The sequence below is a fragment of the Micromonospora echinofusca genome (assembly GCF_017614955.1).
GTDB lineage: Bacteria > Actinomycetota > Actinomycetes > Mycobacteriales > Micromonosporaceae > Micromonospora > Micromonospora echinofusca_A.
Genome location: NZ_WVUH01000101.1, coordinates 1 through 20616, shown reverse-complemented (window position 1 = coordinate 20616; position 20616 = coordinate 1). Strand labels below are relative to the sequence as shown.

Sequence of the window (20616 nt, the reverse complement as noted above, 5' to 3'; positions counted from 1 at the left end):
GTCAAGGGGTCCCAGGATGGGCCGAGTCGCATCGTGCAGGTTGGTTAGGAAGGGCCCCTTCCTATACCGAAAGCGATAGGAAGGGGCCCTTCCTTACACCTCAGGCGAGGTGGGAGCGGATCAGGAAGCGGACGCCCTCCGGGGCCTCCAGCGAGAACCCGCTGCCCCGGCCGGGTACCACGTCGACGGTCAACCGGGTGTGCCGCCACAACTCCCACTGGGCCGTCGACATCCAGAACTCCACCGGCTCCGGTACCCCGTCGATGTCCAGCGCGGCGAGCCGGACGTCCGAGGCGCCGGTCCGGAACTCACCGACCGGGAAGCACATCGGGGCGCTGCCGTCGCAGCAGCCACCGGACTGGTGGAACATCAGCGGCCCGTGTACCGCCCGCAGCGACCGGATCAGCCCGGCCGCCGCAGGCGTGACGGAGACGACCGCGCCGGGATCGGCCATCAGAAGAAGCCGAGCTTCTTGGGGGAGTAGCTGACCAGCAGGTTCTTGGTCTGCTGGTAGTGCTCCAGCATCATCCGGTGGTTCTCCCGGCCGATCCCGGACTGCTTGTACCCGCCGAACGCGGCGTGCGCCGGGTACGCGTGGTAGCAGTTGGTCCAGACCCGTCCGGCCTGGATCGCCCGGCCGGCCCGGTACGCGGTGTTCAGGTCCCGGGTCCAGACCCCCGCACCCAGGCCGTACAGCGTGTCGTTGGCGATCTTCACGGCGTCGGAGAAGTCGGTGAACGAGGTCACCGAGACCACCGGGCCGAAGATCTCCTCCTGGAAGATCCGCATCGAGTTGTCGCCCTCGAAGATGGTCGGCTGGACGTAGTACCCGCCCGACAGTTCACCACCCAGGTCGGCCCGCTCCCCACCGGTGAGGACGCGGGCGCCCTCCTGCCGGCCGATGTCCAGGTAGGACAGGATCTTCTCCAGTTGGTCGTTCGACGCCTGGGCGCCGATCATCGTCTCGGTGTCCAGCGGGTGGCCCTGGACCACCGCCCTCGTCCGCTCCACCGCGGCGGCGAGGAAGTCCGCGTAGTGGCCCTGCTGGATCAGCGCCCGGGACGGGCAGGTGCAGACCTCGCCCTGGTTGAGGGCGAACATGGTGAAGCCCTCCAGCGCCTTGTCGAAGAAGTCGTCCCGGGCCGCGCTGACGTCGTCGAAGAAGATGTTCGGGCTCTTGCCGCCGAGTTCCAGGGTGACCGGCTTGATGTTCTCGCTGGCGTACTGCATGATCAGCCGCCCGGTGGTGGTCTCGCCGGTGAACGCCACCTTGGCCACCCGGGGGGACGAGGCGAGCGGCTTGCCGGCCTCCACCCCGAACCCGTTGACGATGTTGACCACGCCCGGCGGCAGCAGGTCGGCCACCAGGGAGAGCCAGTAGTGGATCGAGGCCGGGGTCTGCTCGGCCGGCTTGAGCACCACCGTGTTCCCGGCGGCCAGCGCGGGAGCGAGCTTCCAGGTGGCCATCAGGATCGGGAAGTTCCACGGGATGATCTGGGCGACCACCCCCAGCGGCTCGTGGAAGTGGTAGGCCACCGTGTCGTCGTCCAACTCGCCGAGCGAACCCTCCTGGGCCCGGATCGCCCCCGCAAAATAGCGGAAGTGGTCGATGGCGAGCGGAATGTCGGCGGCCAGCGTCTCCCGTACCGGCTTGCCGTTCTCCCAGGTCTCGGCGATCGCCAGGGACTCCAGGTGCTCCTCCATCCGGTCGGCGATCCGGTTCAGGATGAGCGCCCGCTCGGCGACCGGGGTACGCCCCCAGGAGTCGGCGGCGCCGTGCGCCGCGTCCAGGGCCCGTTCGACGTCCTCGGCGGTACCCCGGGCCACCTCGCAGAACGGCTGACCGGTGACCGGGGTGACGTTCTCGAAGTAGCGGCCGTGGTGCGGCGTGACGTACTCACCGCCGATGAAGTGGTCGTAGCGGGACTGGTAGAAGTCGGGTGCCGCATAACGCGCCATGGGGGCCTCCGCCGTCGTTGGTGAGGTGACGGCGGTCACGTTAGTTTCCGGTACGTTGCGAAAAGGTTGCGCGCGGTACCGCGTACTCCCGGGCGAGCTGGCGGGCCCGCGCGACGGCGAGCGGCCGACGGGGCGCGCCCGGCGGCAGGGCCCGCGCCAGGGTCTCCCAGGCGGTCAGGTCGTCGTCGCCGGCCGGGGTCGCGGTCCAGGCCGCGAGCAGCGCCGGGTCCGCACCGGCCAGTACGGCCGCGCGGAGCTGCCCGTCGACCAGCCGGCGCAGTCGCGCCACTCCCGGTGCGTCCGAGCCGGGCAGCAACGGACCCGGGTACGCGTCGAGCGCGCCCGCCGGATCGCCCAGCTCCAGCCGGTCCAGCACGGTACGGAAGTCCGCGCGTACCGTGCCGCGCAGCCGGTAGGGGCGGGAGTCCAGCAGTTCCGGGCCGAGGATCCGGCGCAGCCGGGACAGCTCGGCACGCAGGGTGACGGGCGGTACCGGGCCGTCGCCGTACAGGTCGAGCCCGAGCTGTTCCCCGGTCCGTCCCTCCGGATGGTGCAGCAGCAGTACCAGCAGTTCGCTGTGCCGGCGACCGAGGCGGATCCGACGGCCGGCGACCCGCAGTTCCGCGTCGTCCCGGCCGAGCGCGCTGACCGTCAGCACGTCCGGGTCGACCGGCCCGGTCAGGTGCGCCTCGGCGGCCCGGGCGGTGGCCCGGACCAGGGCCAGGCTCTGCGGGTTGGCGAGCTGGTCCCCGCCGGTGATGTCGACGGCGCCGAGCAGCCGCCCGGTCAGCGGGTCGTGGATGGGGGCGGCGGCGCAGGTCCACCGTTGCACCGGCCGGCTGAAGTGTTCGGTGGCGAAGATCTGCACCCCGTGGCCGACCGCGAGCGCGGTACCCGGTGCGTTCGTACCCGCATGGGTTTCGTCCCAGCGGGCCCCCGGTACGAAGTTCATCCGCTCGGCCCGGCGCAGCACCCCCGGGTGACCCTCCACCCAGAGCAGCCGCCCGTACGCGTCGCAGACCGCCATCAGGTGGGCCCCGTCCTCGGCGACGCTGCCGAGCAGGTCCCGGAACAGGGGCAGTACCCGGGCCAGCGGATGCGCGGCCCGGTAGCTCTCCAGCGCGTCGTCGGTCAACTCGACCGGGGGCATGGTCTCCGGGTCGAGCCGGGCGCCGACCGCCCGCCGCCACGAGCGGGCCACCACCTCCCGTACCGGGTCCGGCGCGGTGCCCTCCCGCAGGAACGTCTCGTAGGCCGCACCCACCTGCGCGATCCGTTCCGCCGGATCAGCACCGTGCTCCAGCGCCAGCCACCGGTCAGCCACCACCGACCTCCTGAAAGGAAGGGCCCCTTCTTATCGTTTTTGGTTGTAGAAGGGGCCCTTCCTAACCTCTCTCAGATGCGGCGCATCCGCCAGAGGGCTGGACCGGTCAGAGGGTCAGGGTCCAGGCGTCGAGGTACCCGGTGTCCCCGCTGGCGGCGTCCTGTACCCGGAGGGTCCAGGTGCCGTTGCGGACCTCGCCGGAGAGGTTGACCGTGTACGTCTGGTTGATGTTGTCGGTCGAGCTGCCGGTGCGGTTGTGCAGGGTGTAGGCCGTTCCGTCGGGGGCGACGAGCGTGACGACCAGGTCACCGATGTAGGTGTGCACGATGTTCACCGCGACCTTGCTGGTCGAGGAGGCGTTGCCGGTGCAGCCACTGACCGGGATGGTGCTGGACACGGTGGTGTTGTCGCTGATGGTGACGTTGGTGCCGTTGCTGCCGCCGCAGGCCGGGGTCGTGCCCCCGCCCAGGTTGAGCGTCCAGCTGTTCAGGTAGCCGGTGTCGCCGCTCGCGGCGTCCTGCACCCGCAGCTTCCAGGTGCCGTTGGCGACCTCGCCGGAGAGGTTGACGGTGTACGTCTGGTTGATGTTGTCGGTCGAGCTGCCGGTGCGGTTGTGCAGGGTGTAGGCCGTTCCGTCGGGGGCGACGAGCGTGACGACCAGGTCACCGATGTAGGTGTGCACGATGTTCACCGCGACGGTGCTGGCCGAGCCGGCGTTGCCGGTGCAGCCGGAGACGGTGATCGAGCTTTCCACGGTGGCGTTGTCGGCGATGGTCACGTCGGTGCCGTTGGTCGCCGAGCAGCCGGCCGGCCCGTTGACCGTCAGGCTGTACGACGCGGTCTTCGTGCCGGTGCTGCCGGCCCCCGTGACGGTCACCGCGTACGTGCCCGGGGCGGTGGAGCCGGTGGTGCTGATCGTCATGGTGGACGAGCCGCCCGAGGTCACCGAGGACGGGCTGAAGCTGGCGGTCGCGCCGGCGGGCAGGCCGCTGGCGGAGAGCGTCACGTTCTGGGCGCCGCCGGCCGTGGTGGCGGTGCTGACCGTGGCGCTGACCGAGCTGCCCGGGTTCACCGAGCCGGCGGTCGGGGCCACGGCCAGGGAGAAGTCCTGGGTGGGCGGAGTGGTCGTGCCGCCGACGTAGAGGAGCTTGTTCGGCGATCCGGTGCCGGGGCTGGTCACCACGTTGCTGGTGGCGTCGTTGACCAGCTTGTCGCGGACCTGCTGCGGGGTGAAGGTCGGGTTGGCGGCGAGCACGAGCGCGGCGGCGCCGACCACGTGCGGGGTCGCCATCGAGGTACCGCTGATGGTGTTGGTCGCGGTGTTGCTGGTGTACCAGGCCGAGGTGATCGACGAGCCCGGGGCGAAGATGTCCAGGCAGGTACCGATGTTGGAGAAGGACGACCGGGCGTCGGTGCTGGTGGTCGAGCCGACGGTGATGCCGGCGGGGGTGCTGGCCGGCGAGGTGTTGCAGGCGTTGGCGCCGCTGTCGTTGCCCGCCGCGAGACCGTAGGTGACCCCGTCGGCGATCGAACGGGCGGTCGCGTCGTTGGTGGCCTGGTCGAAGCCGCCACCGAGGCTCATGTTCGCCACCGCGAGCTGACCGGCGGCATGGTCACCGGTGACCCAGTCGATGCCCTGGATGACCCCGGCGTTGGTGCCGCTGCCGGCGCAGTCCAGCACCCGGACACCGACCAGGGTGACGCCCTTGGCCACGCCGTAAGAAGTGCCACCGACGGTGCCGGCGACGTGCGTACCGTGACCGTTGCAGTCGTCCGCGGTGCCGCCGTCGACGGAGTCGAAGCCGGACACGGCCCGGCCGCCGAAGTCGGTGTGGCTGAACCGGATGCCGGTGTCGATGATGTACGCCTTCACGCCGGAGCCGGTGTTCGGGTACGTGTAGGAGTTGTTCAGCGGCAGCGCGCGCTGGTCGATCCGGTCCAGGCCCCAGGAGGACGTCGGGCTCTGGGTACCGGTGATCCGCACGGTGTGGTTCTGCTGGACGTACTTGACGGAGGGGTCGGCCGCGAGCCGACGGGCGGCGGTCTCGGAGAGCCGCGCCTCGAAGCCGCGCAGGGCGTTGGAGTAGGTGCGACCGACCGTGCCGCCGTGCCGGCCGGCCAGGTCACGGGCCTTACCGGCGGTCCCGGTACGGCTCACCGAGGTGTCCTTGAAGACGACGATGTACGACTCGGCTACGGCCGTGGCGCCACCGGCCTGGAGGATCTGCCCCTCGGCGGGGGCGGCGTTCGCCGGGGCGGCGAAGGCGGTGGCTGTCGCCACTGCTGCTGTGGCGACAGCCAGACGCCAGCGGCGTCTCGGGGCGGGGGAGTGTGTCATCCCTCGGGTGTTCCTTCCGCTATCTGATCAACGCGCTCGTGGCGGGTCAATCGGTTCCAGTTGATCGAGCCGAGGGAGATGCTAGGGCAGGCGCGGGGAAATGTGGAGATGTATGGATCTTATTAATCGTGGCTTAAGCAGGGAAAACGTTTGCTGAGCGTCGGACGGGCAGGACGGGACAGATGCGCCGACGCGCCGGATACGCCGGACACGCCGGACGGGCCGGATGCGCCGGACGGGCCGGAGCCGCCGATGGTGTCGGCTGCTCCGGCCCGCCCTTGTCGCGCGGTGCGGGACCGGTTACAGGCTCAGGGTCCAGTTGTCGATGTACCCGACGTCACCGGCAGCGGCGTCCTGGACCCGGAGGGTCCAGGTGCCGTTGCGGACCTCGCTGGAGAGGTTGACCGTGTAGGTCTGGTTGATGTTGTCGGTCGAGCTGCCGGTCCGGTTGTGCAGCACGTAGGTGCTGCCGTCCGGGGCGACCAGGGTGACCACCAGGTCACCGATGTAGGTGTGCACGATCTGCACGGCCACGGTGCTGGTCGAGGAGGCGTTGCCGGTGCAGCCGCTGACCGCGAGGGTGCTGTTGACCGTGGTGTTGTCGCTGATCGTGACGTTGGTGCCGTTGCTGCCGCCGCAGGACGGCGGGGCGGTGCCGGTGAGGTTGAGCGTCCAGCTGTTCAGGTAGCCGGTGTCACCGCCGGCGGCGTCCTGCACCTGGAGCTTCCAGGTGCCGTTGGCGACCTCGCCGGAGAGGTTGACCGTGTAGGTCTGGGCGATGTTGTCGGCCGAGCCGCCGGTCCGGTTGTGCAGCGTGTACGCGCTGCCGTCCGGGGCGACGAGGCTGACCACCAGGTCACCGATGTAGGTGTGCACGATGTCGACGGCGACGGTGCTGCCCGTGCCGGCGTTGCCGGTGCAGCCGGAGATGGTGATCGAGCTCTGCACGGTGGTGTTGTCGGCGATGCTCACATCGGTGCCGTTGGTCTGCGAGCAGCCGGGCGGCCCGTTGACGGTCAGCGTGTACGACGTGGTCTGGGTGGTCACGCCACCGGTGCCGGTGATGGTCACCTGGTACGTGCCCGGGGCGGTCGCCGAGGTGGTGGCGATGGTCAGGGTCGACGAGCCGCCGGAGCTGACCGAGGACGGGCTGAACGAGGCGGTCGCGCCGGCGGGCAGGCCGCTGGCGGAGAGCGCGACGGTCTGCGGGCTGCCGACCGTGGTGGCGGTGCTGACCGTGGCGCTGACCGAGCTGCCCGGGTTCACCGAGCCGGAGGTCGGGGCGACCGCGATCGAGAAGTCCTGGGTCGGCGGGGTGATGTTGCCGACGTAGAGGAGCTTGTTCGGCGAGCCGGTGCCGGGGCTGGTGACCACGCCGTTGGTGGCGTCGTTGACCAGCTTGTCGCGGACCTGCTGCGGGGTGTACGACGGGCTGGCCGCGAGGACCAGGGCCGCCGCGCCGACCACGTGCGGGGTCGCCATCGAGGTACCGCTGATGGTGTTGGTCGCGGTGTCGTTGGTGTACCACGCCGAGGTGATCGACGAACCCGGGGCGAAGATGTCCAGACAGGTACCGATGTTGGAGAAGGACGACCGGGCGTCGGTGTTGGTGGTCGAGCCGACGGTGATCGCGTTCGGGGTGCTGGCCGGGGACTTGGTGCAGGCGTCCGTACCGGTCTCGTTGCCGGCCGCGACGCCGTAGCTGACGCCGTCGGCGATCGAGCGGGTCACGGCGTCGTTGGTGGCCTGGTCGAAGCCGCCGCCGAGGCTCATGTTGGCGACCGCCGGCTCACCCGGGTCGTGGTCCCCGGTGACCCAGTCGATGCCGGCGATGACCTGGGCGTAGGTGCCGCTGCCGCCACAGTCCAGGACCCGGACGCCGACCAGGGTGACCCCCTTGGCGATGCCGTACGCGGTGCCGCCGACGGTGCCGGCGACGTGCGTGCCGTGGCCGTTGCAGTCGTCCGCGGCGCCACCGTCGATGGCGTCGAAGCCGCTCACCGCCCGGCCACCGAAGTCGCTGTGGGTGAACCGGACGCCGGTGTCGATGATGTAGGCCCGTACGCCGGAGCCGGTGTTCGGGTACGTGTAGGAGTTGTTCAGCGGTAGGGCACGCTGGTCACTGCGGTCCAGGCCCCACGAGGGGGTGGGGGACTGGGTGCCGTTGATGCTGACCGTGTGGTTCTGCTGGACGTACTTCACCGACGGGTCGGCGGCGAGCTTGCGGGCCTGGGCCTCGCTGAGCTTCGCCTCGAAGCCGAGCAGGGCGTTGGAGTAGGTCCGGGCCACCGCGCCGCCGTGCCGGCCGGCGAGGTCACGGGCCTTGCCGGCGACGCCGGTCCGGCCCACGGTGTCCTTGAGCACGACGATGTACGACTCGCTGACGGCGGTGGCACCGCCGGCCTGGAGGATCTGCCCCTCGGCGGGTGCTGCGGTCGCGGGTGAACCGAACGCCACCGCGGCGGCTACCGCGGTCGTCGCCACGCCGAGGCGCCAGCGACGTCTGTGGGAGGGCGAAGATGCCATTCGTGCGTCCCCTTCCGATGCGCGACCGGCCCGCTCATGGCGGGCCGATCGACAAACGCTGATCGATGAGGAGATGCTAGATGAACATTATTCAAATGTAGAGATGCTTCTATCTACTTTCCGCCACTGTCTGACTGACTGCTCAGTCGAAGGCGGCGGCCAGGATGTCCGCACCCCGCGCCAACTCGTCGTCGGAGATGACCAGCGGCGGCAGCAGCCGCAGCACGTTGCCGTACGTCCCGCAGGTCAGGGTGAGCAGACCGGCGCGGTGGCAGGCCGCCGACACCGCCGCCGTACCCACCGGATCCGGGGTCGACGTGCCCGGCTGCACCAGCTCCATTGCGAGCATCGCCCCCCGGCCCCGCACCTCGGCGACCCGCCCACCGGACCGCTCGGCGATCGCCCGCAGCCGGGGTACCAGCACCGACTCGATCCGCCGGGCAGCGGCGGCCAGATCCAGCTCGTGCATCGTCTCGATGCTCGCCAACGCCGCCGCGCAGGCGATCGGACTACCGCCGTACGTGCCACCGAGGCCGCCGACGTGCACCGCGTCCATCAGCTCGGCCCGCCCGGTCACCGCAGCCAACGGCAGACCACCGGCGATCCCCTTGGCCAGGGTGACCAGATCCGGCTCCACCCCCTCGTGGTCGCAGGCGAACCAGTCCCCGGTCCGGCAGAACCCGGTCTGGATCTCGTCGGCGACGAACACCACGCCGGCCGCCGTCGCCCACTCGCGCAGCGCCGGCAGGAAACCCGGCGCGGGTACCACGAAACCGCCCTCGCCCTGGATCGGCTCGATCAGCAGCGCGGCCACGTTCTCCGCGCCGACCTGCTTCTCCACCGTCTCGATCGCCCGGGCCGCCGCCTTGGCGCCGGACAGCCCACCGTCGCGCAGCGGGTACGACATCGGCACCCGGTAGACCTCCCCGGCGAACGGCCCGAACCGGTGCTTGTACGGCATGTTCTTCGCGGTCAACGCCATGGTCAGGTTGGTCCGGCCGTGGTACGCGTGGTCGAAGACCACCACCGCCGGACGCCCGGTCGCATGCCGGGCGATCTTCACCGCGTTCTCCACCGCCTCGGCACCGGAGTTGAACAACGCGGACCGCTTCTCGAAACTGCCCGGGGTGAGGGTGTTCAACTGCTCGCAGACCGCCACGTACGACTCGTACGGGGCGACCATGAAACAGGTGTGGGTGAACCTCTCGACCTGGGCGCGGACCGCCTCGACCACCCTCGGGGCCGAGTTGCCGACGTTGGTCACCGCGATGCCGGCGGCGAAGTCGATCCACTCCCGCCCCTCGACGTCGGTGACCGTCCCGCCCGAGGCATGGTCGACGTACGAGTCGACGACACTCCCGACCCCCCGGGCCACCGCAGCCTGACGCCGCTTGTGCAGTTCCTCCGACGACGCCATGGCTCAGCCCTCGATGTTGTGCATGACGTGCTTGACCCGGGTGTAGTCCTCCAGGCTGTACATCGACAGGTCCTTGCCGTGCCCGGAGTGCTTGAACCCGCCGTGCGGCATCTCCGACACGAACGGGATGTGCGTGTTCACCCAGACACAGCCGAAGTCCAGCCGGCGGGTCATCCGCATCGCCCGACCGTGGTCGGCGGTCCAGACCGACGCGGACAGGCCGTACTCCACGCCGTTGGCCCAGCGCACCGCCTCGTCCTCGTCGGAGAACCGCTGGACCGTGATCACCGGCCCGAACACCTCGTCCTGGATGATCTCGTCGGTCTGGCGTACCCCGGAGACCACCGTCGGGGCGTAGAAGAAGCCGCGCTCGCCGACCTGCGCCCCGCCGGTGTGCAGGTTCGCGTGGTCCGGCAGCCGGTCCACGAAACCGCGTACCCGGGCGAGCTGGTTGGCGTTGTTCAACGGACCGTAGAGCACGTCGGAGTCGTCCGGGGCGCCGGTCCTGGTGTTCCGGGCCTGCTCGGTCAGGGCCGCGACGAAGTCGTCGTACACGCCCGGACCGGCCAGCACCCGGGTCGCCGCCGTGCAGTCCTGCCCGGCGTTGAAGTAACCGCCCACCGCGATCGCCTCGGCCGCCTTCGCCAGGTCCGCGTCGTCGAAGATCACCACCGGCGCCTTGCCACCCAGCTCCAGGTGCGTCCGCTTCAGGTCCGGTGCGGCAGCCGCCGCGACCTCCATGCCCGCCCGGGTCGAGCCGGTGATCGACACCAGCTGCGGGGTCCGGTGGGCGACCAGGGTACGACCGGTGTCCCGGTCACCGCAGACCACGTTGAAGACCCCCGGCGGGAAGAACTCGGCGGCGATCTCGGCCAGCAGCAGCGTCGAGACCGGGGTGGTGTCCGACGGCTTGAGGACCACCGTGTTACCGGCCGCCAACGCCGGGGCGATCTTCCAAATCGCCATCATCAACGGGTAGTTCCACGGGGTGACCTGGGCACACACCCCGATCGGCTCACGCCGCACGTACGACGTGTGCCCGGCCAGGTACTCCCCGGCCGAACGCCCCTCCAGCACCCGCGCCGCACCCGCGAAGAACCGCAGCTCGTCCACGGCCGGCGGCAACTCCTCCTCGGTGGTCAACTGACGCGGCTTGCCGGTGTTGCGGACCTCCGCGTCGACCAACTCGGCCGCGCGCGACTCCACCGCGTCGGCGAACCGCAGCAGCGCCCGCTGCCGCTCCGCCGGGGTGGCGTCCCGCCACGTCTCGAAAGCGGTCGAGGCGGCCCGCATCGCGGCATCCACGTCGGCGGCCCCGGAAACCGGCGCCTGGGCGAACACCTCACCCGTGCACGGGTCGACGAGGTCCGCGTACCCGCCGTCGACCGGGTCGACATACTCGCCGTTGACGAAGTTGCGCAGCTTCTGCTGGTCGCTCATGACTGATCTCCGAGAGTGGCCGGGGATGATGTGTGCGGCGGTAATCGCGGTCTTGCTGCCATCTTGGCCACTGAATTCGCGGCAGACAAGGTCTGAGGCGACTGTTTCCGTGCGGTGTGCTGGTCGTTTAGGCTGCCCGCGTGGAGCCCAGAGCGTTCTTTGTCGCCGGCCGACCCGAGCACGGCGAGGGTGAGTCGACCGTGCACCACCCGTACGACGGGCGCCCGGTCGGACGTACCAGCCATGCCACGCCCGACCAGGTCGAAGCCGCCGTCGCGGCCGCCGCGGACGTGGCGGCGGAGGCTGCGGCCCTGCCCGCCCACGCGCGGGCCGCCGCCCTCGACCACGTCTCCCGCCGGCTCGCCGAACGCGCCGAGGAGATCGCCCGCCTGATCACCGCCGAGAACGGCAAACCGGTCAAGTGGGCGCGGGCCGAGGTCGGCCGGGCCGTCTCCACCTTCCGCTGGGCCGCCGAGGAGGCCCGCCGGTTCTCCGGCGAACTGCAACGTCTCGACACCGACCCGGCCGCCACCGGGCGGACCGCCCTGGTCCGCCGGGTACCCAAGGGCCCGGTGCTCGGCATCGCGCCGTTCAACTTCCCGCTCAACCTGGTCGCCCACAAGGTCGCCCCGGCCATCGCGGTCGGCGCCCCGATCATCGTCAAACCGGCCCCGGCCACCCCGCTCTCCGCGCTGCTCCTCGGTGAGCTGCTCGCCGAGACGGCCCTGCCGGCCGGGATGTTCTCCGTGCTGCCGCTGCCCAACGACCGCGCCGCCGAACTCGTCACCGACCCCCGGCTGCCGGTCGTCTCCTTCACCGGCAGCGGCCCGGTCGGCGCCGCCATCCGCCGTGCCGTGCCGGAGAAGCACGTCACCCTGGAACTGGGCGGCAACGCCGCCGCGCTGATCTGCGAGGACTGGTCGTCGGACGAGGACCTGACCCTCGCCGCCAACCGGATCGCACTGTTCGCCAACTACCAGGCCGGGCAGAGCTGCATCGCCGTGCAACGGGTGTACGTGCACGAATGGCTCTACGACGGGTTCCTGCCCCGGCTGGTCGCGGCGGTCGGGGCGCTGCGCACCGGTGACCCCTCCGACGACCACACCGACGTCGGCCCGCTGATCGACGAGGCCGCCGCGCAACGGGTCGAGCAGTGGGTGGACGAGGCGGTCGCCGCCGGTGCCACCATCGCCGTCGGCGGCAGGCGGGAGGGCACCAGCTACCCGCCGACCGTGCTCACCGGGGTACCGGCCGACGCGAAGGTCTGCGCCGAGGAGGTCTTCGGGCCGGTGCTGGTGGTCGCCCCGGTCACCGACGACCGGGCCGGGTTCGCCGCGATCAACGACTCCGCGTACGGCCTCCAGGCCGGGGTGTTCACCCACCGGCTGGACGTCGCCTTCGCCGCGAGTCGGGCCTTGCAGGTCGGCGGTGTGATCATCGGGGACGTCCCCTCCTACCGGGCCGACCAGATGCCGTACGGCGGCGTCAAGGGCAGCGGCGTCGGACGGGAGGGCCTGCGCAGCGCCATGGAGGACTACACCGACCCGCGCGTCCTGGTCTTCACCGCCCTGGAGCTGTAAGGAAGGGCCCCCTGTTAACGTTTTCGGTATAGGAAGGGCCCCTTGTTAACGCCTGCCGGGGGTCACCAGGTGCCGTCGTCGCGTACCCGTGCAGGGGCCCTGCCGAGCAGGAGAGTGGTCAGCGCGGTGTCGATGTCGGCGCCGAGGAACCACTCGCCGGCCTGGTCGAGGGCGAAGACCCGGCCGTGCTCGTCGACGGCGAGGATGCTCTCCTGCTGCTCGGTGCCGATCGGGAAGAGCCGTACGCCCAGCACCCGGCCGAAGTCGGCAAGGGTGTCAGCACTGTACGCAGCCGACAACGGTTCGATCGTGAAACCAGAAATCCAGACCTCGGTTCCGGGCCCCATTCGACTACTGCTGAGGCCTGGAAACATGGCTAGCAGTTGCTGAACTGCGGGAAATGGGTGGTGCCCTCGCGATACTCCGGAGACCTCGCATGTCTCCTCGATTGCAATCGTTGCTAAAGCTTCGTCGCCGAAGCCTGGTTGCCAGCCTGCTGCAACGAGCGAGTTGCTGACCTCGGGCGGGAACCGGTCGGGCTGCGGCGAGGGCTGAGGTTCCGGGCGCCATTCACGGGTGAACGCCAGATCGGACCAGGGCCGCAGCCCGAAGTGCACCAACGCGTTGAGGCACGAGTCGCAGGGCCGTTCGGCCCGGCCAGCCGCCGGATCTCCGGGCTCACGAATCCGGAAGATCTCCAGGTGCGCCTCTTCGAACAGGCCCACCGCATCGGCGATCTCCGCAGAGGGCTGACCATCGGTAGCCCGCTGCTGGTCCTCGGCGTACAACACGTCGGAGATCACGATCAACTCGGCGTGTCGTTCGCCGCCGCGTACCAGCCTGCCGGCAGGCAACTCGTCCAGATAGGCCCGGACGAGCGGGTGGTGCCGCAAGGTCACCTCACCCTTGGCGCCGTTGGCGACGTGCAGCCGGCCCTCGACAGTCAGATGAGCGGCTGTGTCGGGAGTGGCTGCCCTTCGTACGCTGCGGAGCAGTTGTGCCGCCGGGTCCACCGTTCGCGGCGACGCCGGTCGGCTGACGCGGTCCTCCCGGTAGAGGCGCTCGACCACCTGAGCGGGGAGCCGTGGCCAGTTGGAGACCTCCCCGGTCTCCCTGTCGACGATCGTATGGGGCAGGTCGCCCGGCGTCGTGGGCGTCGTTGGAGGCACGGCGGCGGTGATGAGGTAGCCGAGGTCGAATTCGTGTACTACCGGTGTGCACGGGACACCGAGGCGCGACGAGTCCCGCTGAGCCCACACGGCCGCAATTTCCTCAGCTTCCTGGCGGCTGATCATTCATCGGAAGCTACCGGACCCCACGCGTCGGTGGCGCCCGGTATGGTCTGCCGTACCGAAAGTGACGGGGAGGCGGCGGTGACGGAAAGCGCCGACCGAGATGTCAACCAGCATCTGCGGGAACGATTCGCGGAGGTGCACAGCCAGTACCAGCAGCTTCGGTCCGGTTTGGACGACCTACAGGAACAACTAGCCGCGCTCCGCGTGACCGAGAGATCCGCCGATGGCCTGGTGGATGTCGTGGTGGGTCCCCGGGGTCAGGTCATCAGCGTCACCCTCCACCCGGGCGTGCAGCGCGAGCGTGATGTCAACCGACTGAGCCGCACGATCACGGAGACGATCCATCGCGCCACGATGGCCGCTACAGCGGCTACCCAGCGGCTGGTTGCCGGGTACCTACCGGCCGGCTCGGGTGCGCTCGACTACCTGAGGGAGGGCAACTTCGGTTCCCTGCTTCGCCGGAGCGACGCCGTACTGGGCGGAGAATCGGAGAGAGAGGCGGAGCGAAATGGCTGACGGCGAGTTGTGGCTCGACCGGGCTCGTGCCCGCCGTGCCGGGTCGGAACTGGCATCGGGTGGCCGGGCCATCAGCGCCGAGCGCAGAAAATTGGGCGACGAGATTGCGGCAGCGAGTGCCCAGCGCCCGTGGGGGAGGGACGATATCGGATCGGCCTTCGACCACAAGTACCGCGAGTTCGAGACGACCTTTCTGCAGGGGTGGCAGCGGCTGGGTAGCTATGTCGACCAGCTCGGCAACGATGTGGTTCAGGCGGTACGGGCCAGCACGGAAACCGACATCGCCAACGCATCGCGGATCCAACGGACCATTCGTCCCCGCTGATCGGTTCGGCTCTCATGACCATACTGCCCAGTCCCATTCCGCATCCCTTGGACTATTCGCCCTGGGAACTGCCCGGCTGGGTCTACGAGGCGCTTGAGTGGGTCATCGGCGTCGAGTGGCCCGAGGGTAACGAGAAGGCGGTATGGGACCTCGCTGACCAGTGGTTCTCGGTCGCTGCCGTACTCGCTGGCCCGCGTGACGACATCGTCGCTGCCGCTGCCGAGGTGAGTGCGGCCTACAGCCACACCGGCGCGGAGTACACCGCGTTCGAGGCCGCCTGGCGCAAGGTTTCCGAGGGCGACGATGCGCCGCTGTTCGCGTTGGCCACGATCAGTCATGAGATGGGTCGACTGGTCCAGGAGTGCGGCTGTGACATCGAGGCAGCCAAGATCGAGGTCTGGATCGAACTAGGCATCCTCGTCGTGGAACTACTTGCGCTGGCGGTCGCAGTCGCGTTGACCGCCGGTGCGGCATCCCCCGCCGCAGCTGCTGCGATGGCCGCGACCCGAGCCGTCATCCAGCAGATATTCAAACGGCTGATCGGCCAACTCGCTCGGAAGTCCCTCCGTCGTGGGCTCAAGGAGGCTGGTGAGAAGGCCGCCCGTCAACTCGCCGAGAAAGGGATGAAAGGGCTGGCGGCCCGGGCCGGTGTCGAGGGACTGAAGGAAGCGGGTGAGGAGGTCGGTATCGACCTCGCGGTTCAGGGCTACCAGAACAGCACCGGCCGCCGCGACGGCTTGGACCTCGACTCAGTCGGCAGATCGGCTTTGGGTGGCTTCGTAGGCGGAGCCGGAGCCTCCCTCGCTGGACTGGGACCACACGCGATGGGTCGCCGGGCGCAGATCGCCGAAGACCTTGGCCGCAGCATGGCCGGTGAGGTACTCGCCGACAACCTGGCGAGTCTGGCAACAGGCGGCGGCCTGACGTCGTTCGAAGACAGCGCCCGCGCCGCGACGTCCGGTCTCAGCGCATCGGCGGTCAGCCAGAGCGACGCTGCGTTGCAGGCCAGGCTCGACGGACGGCTCGGCGCCCTGGCTGGTACGCCAGCGGTTCCCCTTGGTCTGGTACCAGGGGAGGCGGCTTCGTCGACGGGCTCGTCGTCGCCGACAGTGGTGCAATCCCCGGCAGTCTCCGAGGGCTCCAACTGGCCCTTGCACAGTGGTGAAGAATCACCCGGGGAGCAGATCAGAACGGTGAACCCGGATTTGAGGGCGGACCATTTCGCGTCGACGCCTGAAGGTTCACGGGAAGTACCGTCTTATCCGGAACAGAGTAGACCTGCGGATCTGCTGGCACCTGCGTCGCTGTCGGGCCCGAGCATCCCTGCTACAGCTGACCGTCCGGACGCTGTGCCTTCTTCGCTGCTGTTGCAGGGTCTGGCTCCATCCGAGGTCGGATCAGTGGCAACCGTGGCCGATGCGGGAGGGCCGTCGGAGCCCATTTCCGGGGTTTCCTCCGGAGTCGGCCTGTCTGCCGCACCGACCAGCCCCACGCCACCGCCGGCCAGCGTCGCCTCTCCTGTTACGTCCCTGCTCCCGGATTCGCCGGCCCCGGCAGTTGGTAGCCAACCAGACGTTCGGGCGGCTTCTCTCACGACGGGTGGCAGTTCTCTTCCGACGGCACCTGTCCCACCGTCGAATCCTCGTTTCCCGCTGCTTGAAGCCTTGGGCGCTGGCGCCCCGGTGCCCCACACGCAGCGTGTACCAGTCGAGGCGACCAGCCCGAATCATGCCGGTCCTCCCGCACCCCGCACCCCTGAGTGGTACGAGATTCGGCGGGTGGCGAACCGGGAGGGCGTGGACCGTCGGCGCTATCGCGGCTATCTGAGGTGGCAACGTGAGCGGCATGAGTTCAATCGCCGAGCCAAGGAATCTCGGCGCTATAGAGATAGTGGTCGACTGTGCGAGGACCGGGCGCGCCGTTATGCGAAGCAGGCGCTTCGGCTCGATAGGTCTGGCCAGAGTGAACTAGCAGATCAGTTCACGGCAGCGGCCAATCGGGAGCTGCGGACGGCGTACGCGTTGCAGGATCTTGCGGAGGCGGTGCTCGCGGGGTCGGTGGTGCCCGACGTGGTCCGGATCGACGACGACGGTGACTTCGCCCGGATCAACGACGACGCGGGTGACCTGGTGGACGGTCCGGTCCGTACCGGCAACCGTTCGGCACTGACCGGCTCGGACGATCCGCCACCGATCGAGCGCAGCCGTCGGTACGGCGAGCGGGGTGGTCTACGCCGGCCGCTGGCGCTGCACCAGACCGACCTGGAGCGGCACATTCCACTCGACCCGGAGGGGAACCCCGTCCGTACCCCGGATCCCCGGCAGGGGAGCTGGTTCCGGTTGGCCAACGACGGCGGTCCCCGGGCCGATCCGGCCCGCTCGATCAACTGTCTGGACTGCACGTTGTCGCTCTACGAGACGTGGGTGCACGGTCGGCCCCGGGTTTCTGCGCCGCGTACCTTCGACGGCTACTGGAATGGTGACGTCCGGCAGCCGGTCAACGGCGAGGCGGGCGGGCCGGCGCGGGTGGAGGAGATCACCGGCGGCGGCTTCCAGGAGCTGTGCCCGCTGGACGAAGGGCTGGCTCCGGCAGCGGTGCGGCAGGCTGTCGACCGTGGGTTCGCCGACCTCCGGGACAAGCTGCTCGCCGAGGGACACGGCTCGTACGCCTTCCTGGTGACCACCTGGGAGCAGGGCGGCTCGCATGCCTGGGTGGCGCTCAACCAGGGTGGGACGGTGCTCTATCTGGACTCGCAGAACAACCAGATGCGGGCGGACCTGCCGCTCTACGGTCACAGTGGCGCGGCGTGGGGTGGGAACGTCACCTCCATCGACGCCCTGGTGCTCGGGGCGGACGGGCGCCCGGCGCCGCTGGCGGACCGGCCGCCGGGCGGCTTCAGCAGCCGTGGGGAGCAGACCGAGGAGACGACCGACGGGTACGACGGAACCTACGTCAACCGGGTCGATCTGCTCGACGTGCCGAACTAGTTCAGCAACGCCCGCCGGAGTCCCGGCGGGCGCCCCGGGACGCCCGGATCGCGGCACCCTGAACGGGATGTCGTGCAGGTCCGGCGGGGCCTGGGACGACTCCTGATATGCGGCGGATCGACTGTCGACGCGGTCCGGGGACCGGTGGGGCGGCTGTTTCCCGCCGTACCGGTCCCCGGACCTGCGCTGCTGGTCGCGTGCGTCAGCCGCCGAGGCTGGCGGCGGCCGAGGCGATCGCCGAGGCGAAGTAGCTGACCTGGGTGTAGACGCCCGGGTAGCCGGCGCGGGCGCAGCCGTAGCCCCAGCTCACGATGCCGACCTGAACCCAGGCGCCGGCCGAGTTCCGCCGGAACATCGGGCCGCCCGAGTCGCCCTGGCAGGTGTCGACGCCGCCGCTGCTGTAGCCGGCGCAGATCTCCTCGGCGGGGATCAGGTCGCCACCGTACGATGCGCTGCAGCTGCTGTCGCTGACGAAGGGCACGTTGGCCTTCATCAGGTACCGGGACTGGGCGCCGCCCTCGCGGGTCGCTCCCCAGCCGGCGACGGTGAAGGTGCCGCTGTCGTACGCGGTACTGGTGGTGATCGGCAGGGTGGCCAGGCTGGTGACCGGGGTGGCGAGGCGGATCAGGGCCCAGTCCTTGCCCGACCCGCTGTAGCCGGGTGCCCGGTACACGTAGTTCGACCGGACGGTGATCCGGCCGGTGGTCGACTGGAGGTCGACGACTCCGAGGGTCGCGGTGATGCTGGTGTTGGCGCCGGTGCCGCCCACGCAGTGCGCGGCGGTCAGCACCAGGGTCGGGCTGTAGAGCGAGCCGCCGCAGCCCATGGAGAGCCGGACCATGAACGGGAACTCGCCGAGGGCGGCCCGGGTGCCACCGACGACGTACGGGCTGACGTCGCCGGTGGGTTCGGCGGCGGCAGGTGCGGTCAGAGTGAAGCTGCTGACGGTCACCGCGGTCAGCGCGGTGGCCATCAGGCCGAGCATCTTGCGCCAGCGATTCATCGGGCCTCCCGACTGGTGGGTGGGCGGGATACCGCTCACCGATCACGATGCCGGGAGCCTATCCATCGATAAGCTCCTATGGAGTGTCCATCTGCATCCTGTTTGTGTCATACCGTCGGATGTAAAACGGTGCGGGGCGGTACCCGGGTGCGTGGGGGAAACGTGTTAACAAGGGGCCCTTCCTCTACCGAAAACGATAAGAAGGGGCCCTTCCTTACATGCATGTCGAGGAGGCGGAGGCGATCCAGGAGCGGCTGCGGGCCGAGGTCGACCTGACTGGACCCGGCCCGGCCGATCCGGCCACGGTGGCCGGACTGGACGTGGCGTACGCCGAGGACGGTGCGCGCCTCGCGGCGGCGGTGACCGTGCTGGACGCCCGTACCCTCGCGCTGGTCGACTCGGCGGTGGTCACCGGCCGGCCGGCGTTCCCGTACGTCCCGGGGCTGTTCGCGTTCCGGGAGTTGCCGGCGCTGGAGGCGGCGCTGGACCGGCTGACCGTCCGGCCCGAGGTGCTGATCTGTGACGGGCACGGGTTGGCGCACCCGAGGCGGTTCGGGCTGGCCTGTCATCTGGGCGTGGTCACCGGGCTGCCGGCGCTCGGTGTGGGGAAGACACCGCTGGTCGGTACGTGGGAGCCGCCGGCGCCGGAGCGGGGGGCGTGGACCGACCTGCGCGACGGTACGGAGACCGTGGGTCGGGTGCTGCGTACCCAGGCGGGGGTGAAACCGGTCTTCGTCTCGGTCGGTCACCGGATCGGCCTGGACAACGCGTCGTCGCTGGTGCTCAGGTTGGCCCCGCGGTACCGCCTGCCGGAAACCACCCGGCAGGCGGACCGGTTGTGCCGGGACGCGCTCGCCGGGCGTCGACCGTAGGGGGCGGGCGTCGGCCGTCGACCGTAGGGGCGGGCGTCGGCCGTCGACCGTAGGGTCCGGGCGTCGACCGCCGCGGTCCGCGTCGACGGTCTGCCGTCTGCCGTCTGCCGTCGACCGTCGCGGTCCGTGGCTGTTGCGGAGTGTGGGCGTCGGACAGCCGGTGCGTCACGCGGCCGGACGGGAACGGGGGATGGTAGTAGCCTGACCGCCGACCTACCCCGAGGACGCAGTGAGGTGGACATGTCGGTACGTGGCGGTGCGGTGCGGTTCGCGGCCGGTGCCGCGCTCGTGGCCGGACTGCTGGCCACCGGCGCGGCACCGGCCCTGGCCGAGGGGGATTCCGTGCGGGTCCGGGCGGCCAGCAGCTTCACCGCCGGGGGTGGCCCCGGGGCGGTGAACCTGGGCGTGACCAAGAAGACGGACGGCTGCGTGCTGGTGCGTACCGGCCTGGCGCTGCAACTGTCCGGGGTCACCGCCGGGCAGGTCCGGGTCGAGGTGGCCCTGGCCGGGCAGTGGCGGCCGATTCCGGTCTCCGGCACCGGTACGTTGACCACCGTCCGGACCGCTCCGACCAATCCGACGCTCTGCAAGGGCAAGAGTCTCTCCGTGCGGTACCGGGTGACCTTCCTGGCCGGGGCGCCGTCGGGTCGGCTGAACATCATCGGGCAGGCGATCGCCGGGACCGGACGGACCATCGGGTACGGCGGCACCACCTCGAAGGTCGTGGGGGGCCGCGCGACCGCGCCGACGCCCACGCCCAGCCGGAAACCGACGCCGTCGGTGACCGCCGGGGCGACGCCGACCGTGGGGGCGGCCGCCCCCACCACCGGGTCGGCCCCGCTGCCGGCCGACGAGGCGCCGGCTGCGGTGCCGGCCTCGACGGGTTCGGGCGGCGGCTTCGGGATCGGTACCTTCGTCATGATCTTCGGCGCCGCGATGGTCGCCATCGGGGTGGCGCTCCTGGTCTTCCTGCTCCGCCGGTCCCGGGCCGAGCAGCAGCCCCGGTCCGGTGGGCGGGCGGGGCAGCCGCCGGC

The 20616-nt window shown here is 70.2% G+C and carries 15 protein-coding genes; 6 read left to right on the top strand and 9 right to left on the bottom strand.

What is annotated here, in order from left to right; all coding sequences use genetic code 11:
- Nucleotides 1–100 precede the first annotated feature (100 nt).
- The 7 genes from GSF22_RS13940 to GSF22_RS13910 all read right to left on the bottom strand — a co-directional run bounded on the left by GSF22_RS13940 (nt 101) and on the right by GSF22_RS13910 (nt 11004).
- A complete protein-coding gene (locus GSF22_RS13940; RefSeq protein WP_208813986.1) occupies nt 101–454 on the bottom strand; it encodes a DUF779 domain-containing protein in 354 nt (117 codons plus the stop codon).
- Complete coding sequence (adh, locus tag GSF22_RS13935) at nt 454–1959, bottom strand: aldehyde dehydrogenase (protein WP_208813985.1); 1506 nt, start codon at nt 1957–1959, stop codon at nt 454–456. Before adh ends, GSF22_RS13940 begins: the two co-directional genes overlap by 1 nt.
- A gap of 40 nt (nt 1960–1999) precedes the next feature.
- A complete protein-coding gene (locus GSF22_RS13930; RefSeq protein ID WP_208813984.1) occupies nt 2000–3283 on the bottom strand; it encodes a GAF domain-containing protein in 1284 nt (427 codons plus the stop codon).
- 106 nt (nt 3284–3389) lie between these two features.
- Nucleotides 3390–5621 (bottom strand): S8 family peptidase, encoded by a 2232-nt coding sequence (locus GSF22_RS13925; RefSeq protein ID WP_208813983.1) that lies wholly within the window; start codon nt 5619–5621, stop codon nt 3390–3392.
- A gap of 300 nt (nt 5622–5921) precedes the next feature.
- Nucleotides 5922–8147 (bottom strand): S8 family peptidase, encoded by a 2226-nt coding sequence (locus GSF22_RS13920; protein ID WP_208813982.1) that lies wholly within the window; start codon nt 8145–8147, stop codon nt 5922–5924.
- Between the two features lie 142 nt (nt 8148–8289).
- Nucleotides 8290–9564, bottom strand: a complete 1275-nt coding sequence (gabT, locus tag GSF22_RS13915) for a 4-aminobutyrate--2-oxoglutarate transaminase (RefSeq protein ID WP_208813981.1) — start codon at nt 9562–9564, stop codon at nt 8290–8292.
- A gap of 3 nt (nt 9565–9567) precedes the next feature.
- Nucleotides 9568–11004: a gamma-aminobutyraldehyde dehydrogenase gene (locus GSF22_RS13910; protein WP_208813980.1), complete on the bottom strand. Its 1437-nt coding sequence runs from the start codon at nt 11002–11004 to the stop codon at nt 9568–9570.
- A 140-nt stretch (nt 11005–11144) separates the two neighbouring features.
- Between GSF22_RS13910 and GSF22_RS13905 the strand changes: the two genes are divergently transcribed.
- Entirely contained in the window at nt 11145–12584 is a 1440-nt protein-coding gene (locus tag GSF22_RS13905; protein WP_208813979.1) for an aldehyde dehydrogenase family protein, read from the top strand.
- Nucleotides 12585–12646: 62 nt separating this feature from the next.
- Here the strand turns inward: GSF22_RS13905 and GSF22_RS13900 are convergent, their stop codons facing one another.
- Nucleotides 12647–13879: an SUKH-3 domain-containing protein gene (locus tag GSF22_RS13900; protein WP_208813978.1), complete on the bottom strand. Its 1233-nt coding sequence runs from the start codon at nt 13877–13879 to the stop codon at nt 12647–12649.
- 78 nt (nt 13880–13957) lie between these two features.
- Between GSF22_RS13900 and GSF22_RS13895 the strand changes: the two genes are divergently transcribed.
- Genes GSF22_RS13895 through GSF22_RS13885 form a run of 3 tightly spaced genes read left to right on the top strand, consistent with a single transcriptional unit; the run spans nt 13958 to nt 17707 of the window.
- Complete coding sequence (locus GSF22_RS13895) at nt 13958–14395, top strand: YbaB/EbfC family nucleoid-associated protein (RefSeq protein WP_307803983.1); 438 nt, start codon at nt 13958–13960, stop codon at nt 14393–14395.
- On the top strand, nt 14388–14720 hold the full coding sequence (locus GSF22_RS13890) for a hypothetical protein (RefSeq protein ID WP_208813976.1): 333 nt from the start codon (nt 14388–14390) through the stop codon (nt 14718–14720). Before GSF22_RS13895 ends, GSF22_RS13890 begins: the two co-directional genes overlap by 8 nt.
- A 14-nt stretch (nt 14721–14734) precedes the next feature.
- The gene (locus GSF22_RS13885; RefSeq protein ID WP_208813975.1) at nt 14735–17707 is read left to right on the top strand and encodes a toxin glutamine deamidase domain-containing protein; all 2973 of its coding nucleotides are present in this window, start codon (nt 14735–14737) and stop codon (nt 17705–17707) included.
- Nucleotides 17708–17909: 202 nt separating this feature from the next.
- On the opposite strand, the gene GSF22_RS13880 is transcribed toward GSF22_RS13885, so the two are convergent.
- The gene (locus GSF22_RS13880) at nt 17910–18710 is read right to left on the bottom strand and encodes a S1 family peptidase (RefSeq protein WP_208813974.1); all 801 of its coding nucleotides are present in this window, start codon (nt 18708–18710) and stop codon (nt 17910–17912) included.
- Nucleotides 18711–18928: 218 nt separating this feature from the next.
- Between GSF22_RS13880 and nfi the strand changes: the two genes are divergently transcribed.
- Both nfi and GSF22_RS13870 read left to right on the top strand, forming a co-directional pair.
- On the top strand, nt 18929–19582 hold the full coding sequence (nfi, locus tag GSF22_RS13875; RefSeq protein WP_208813973.1) for a deoxyribonuclease V: 654 nt from the start codon (nt 18929–18931) through the stop codon (nt 19580–19582).
- A 240-nt stretch (nt 19583–19822) separates the two neighbouring features.
- Nucleotides 19823–20616 (top strand): hypothetical protein (locus GSF22_RS13870; RefSeq protein ID WP_208813972.1); only part of this gene is annotated, 794 nt, incomplete at its 3' end.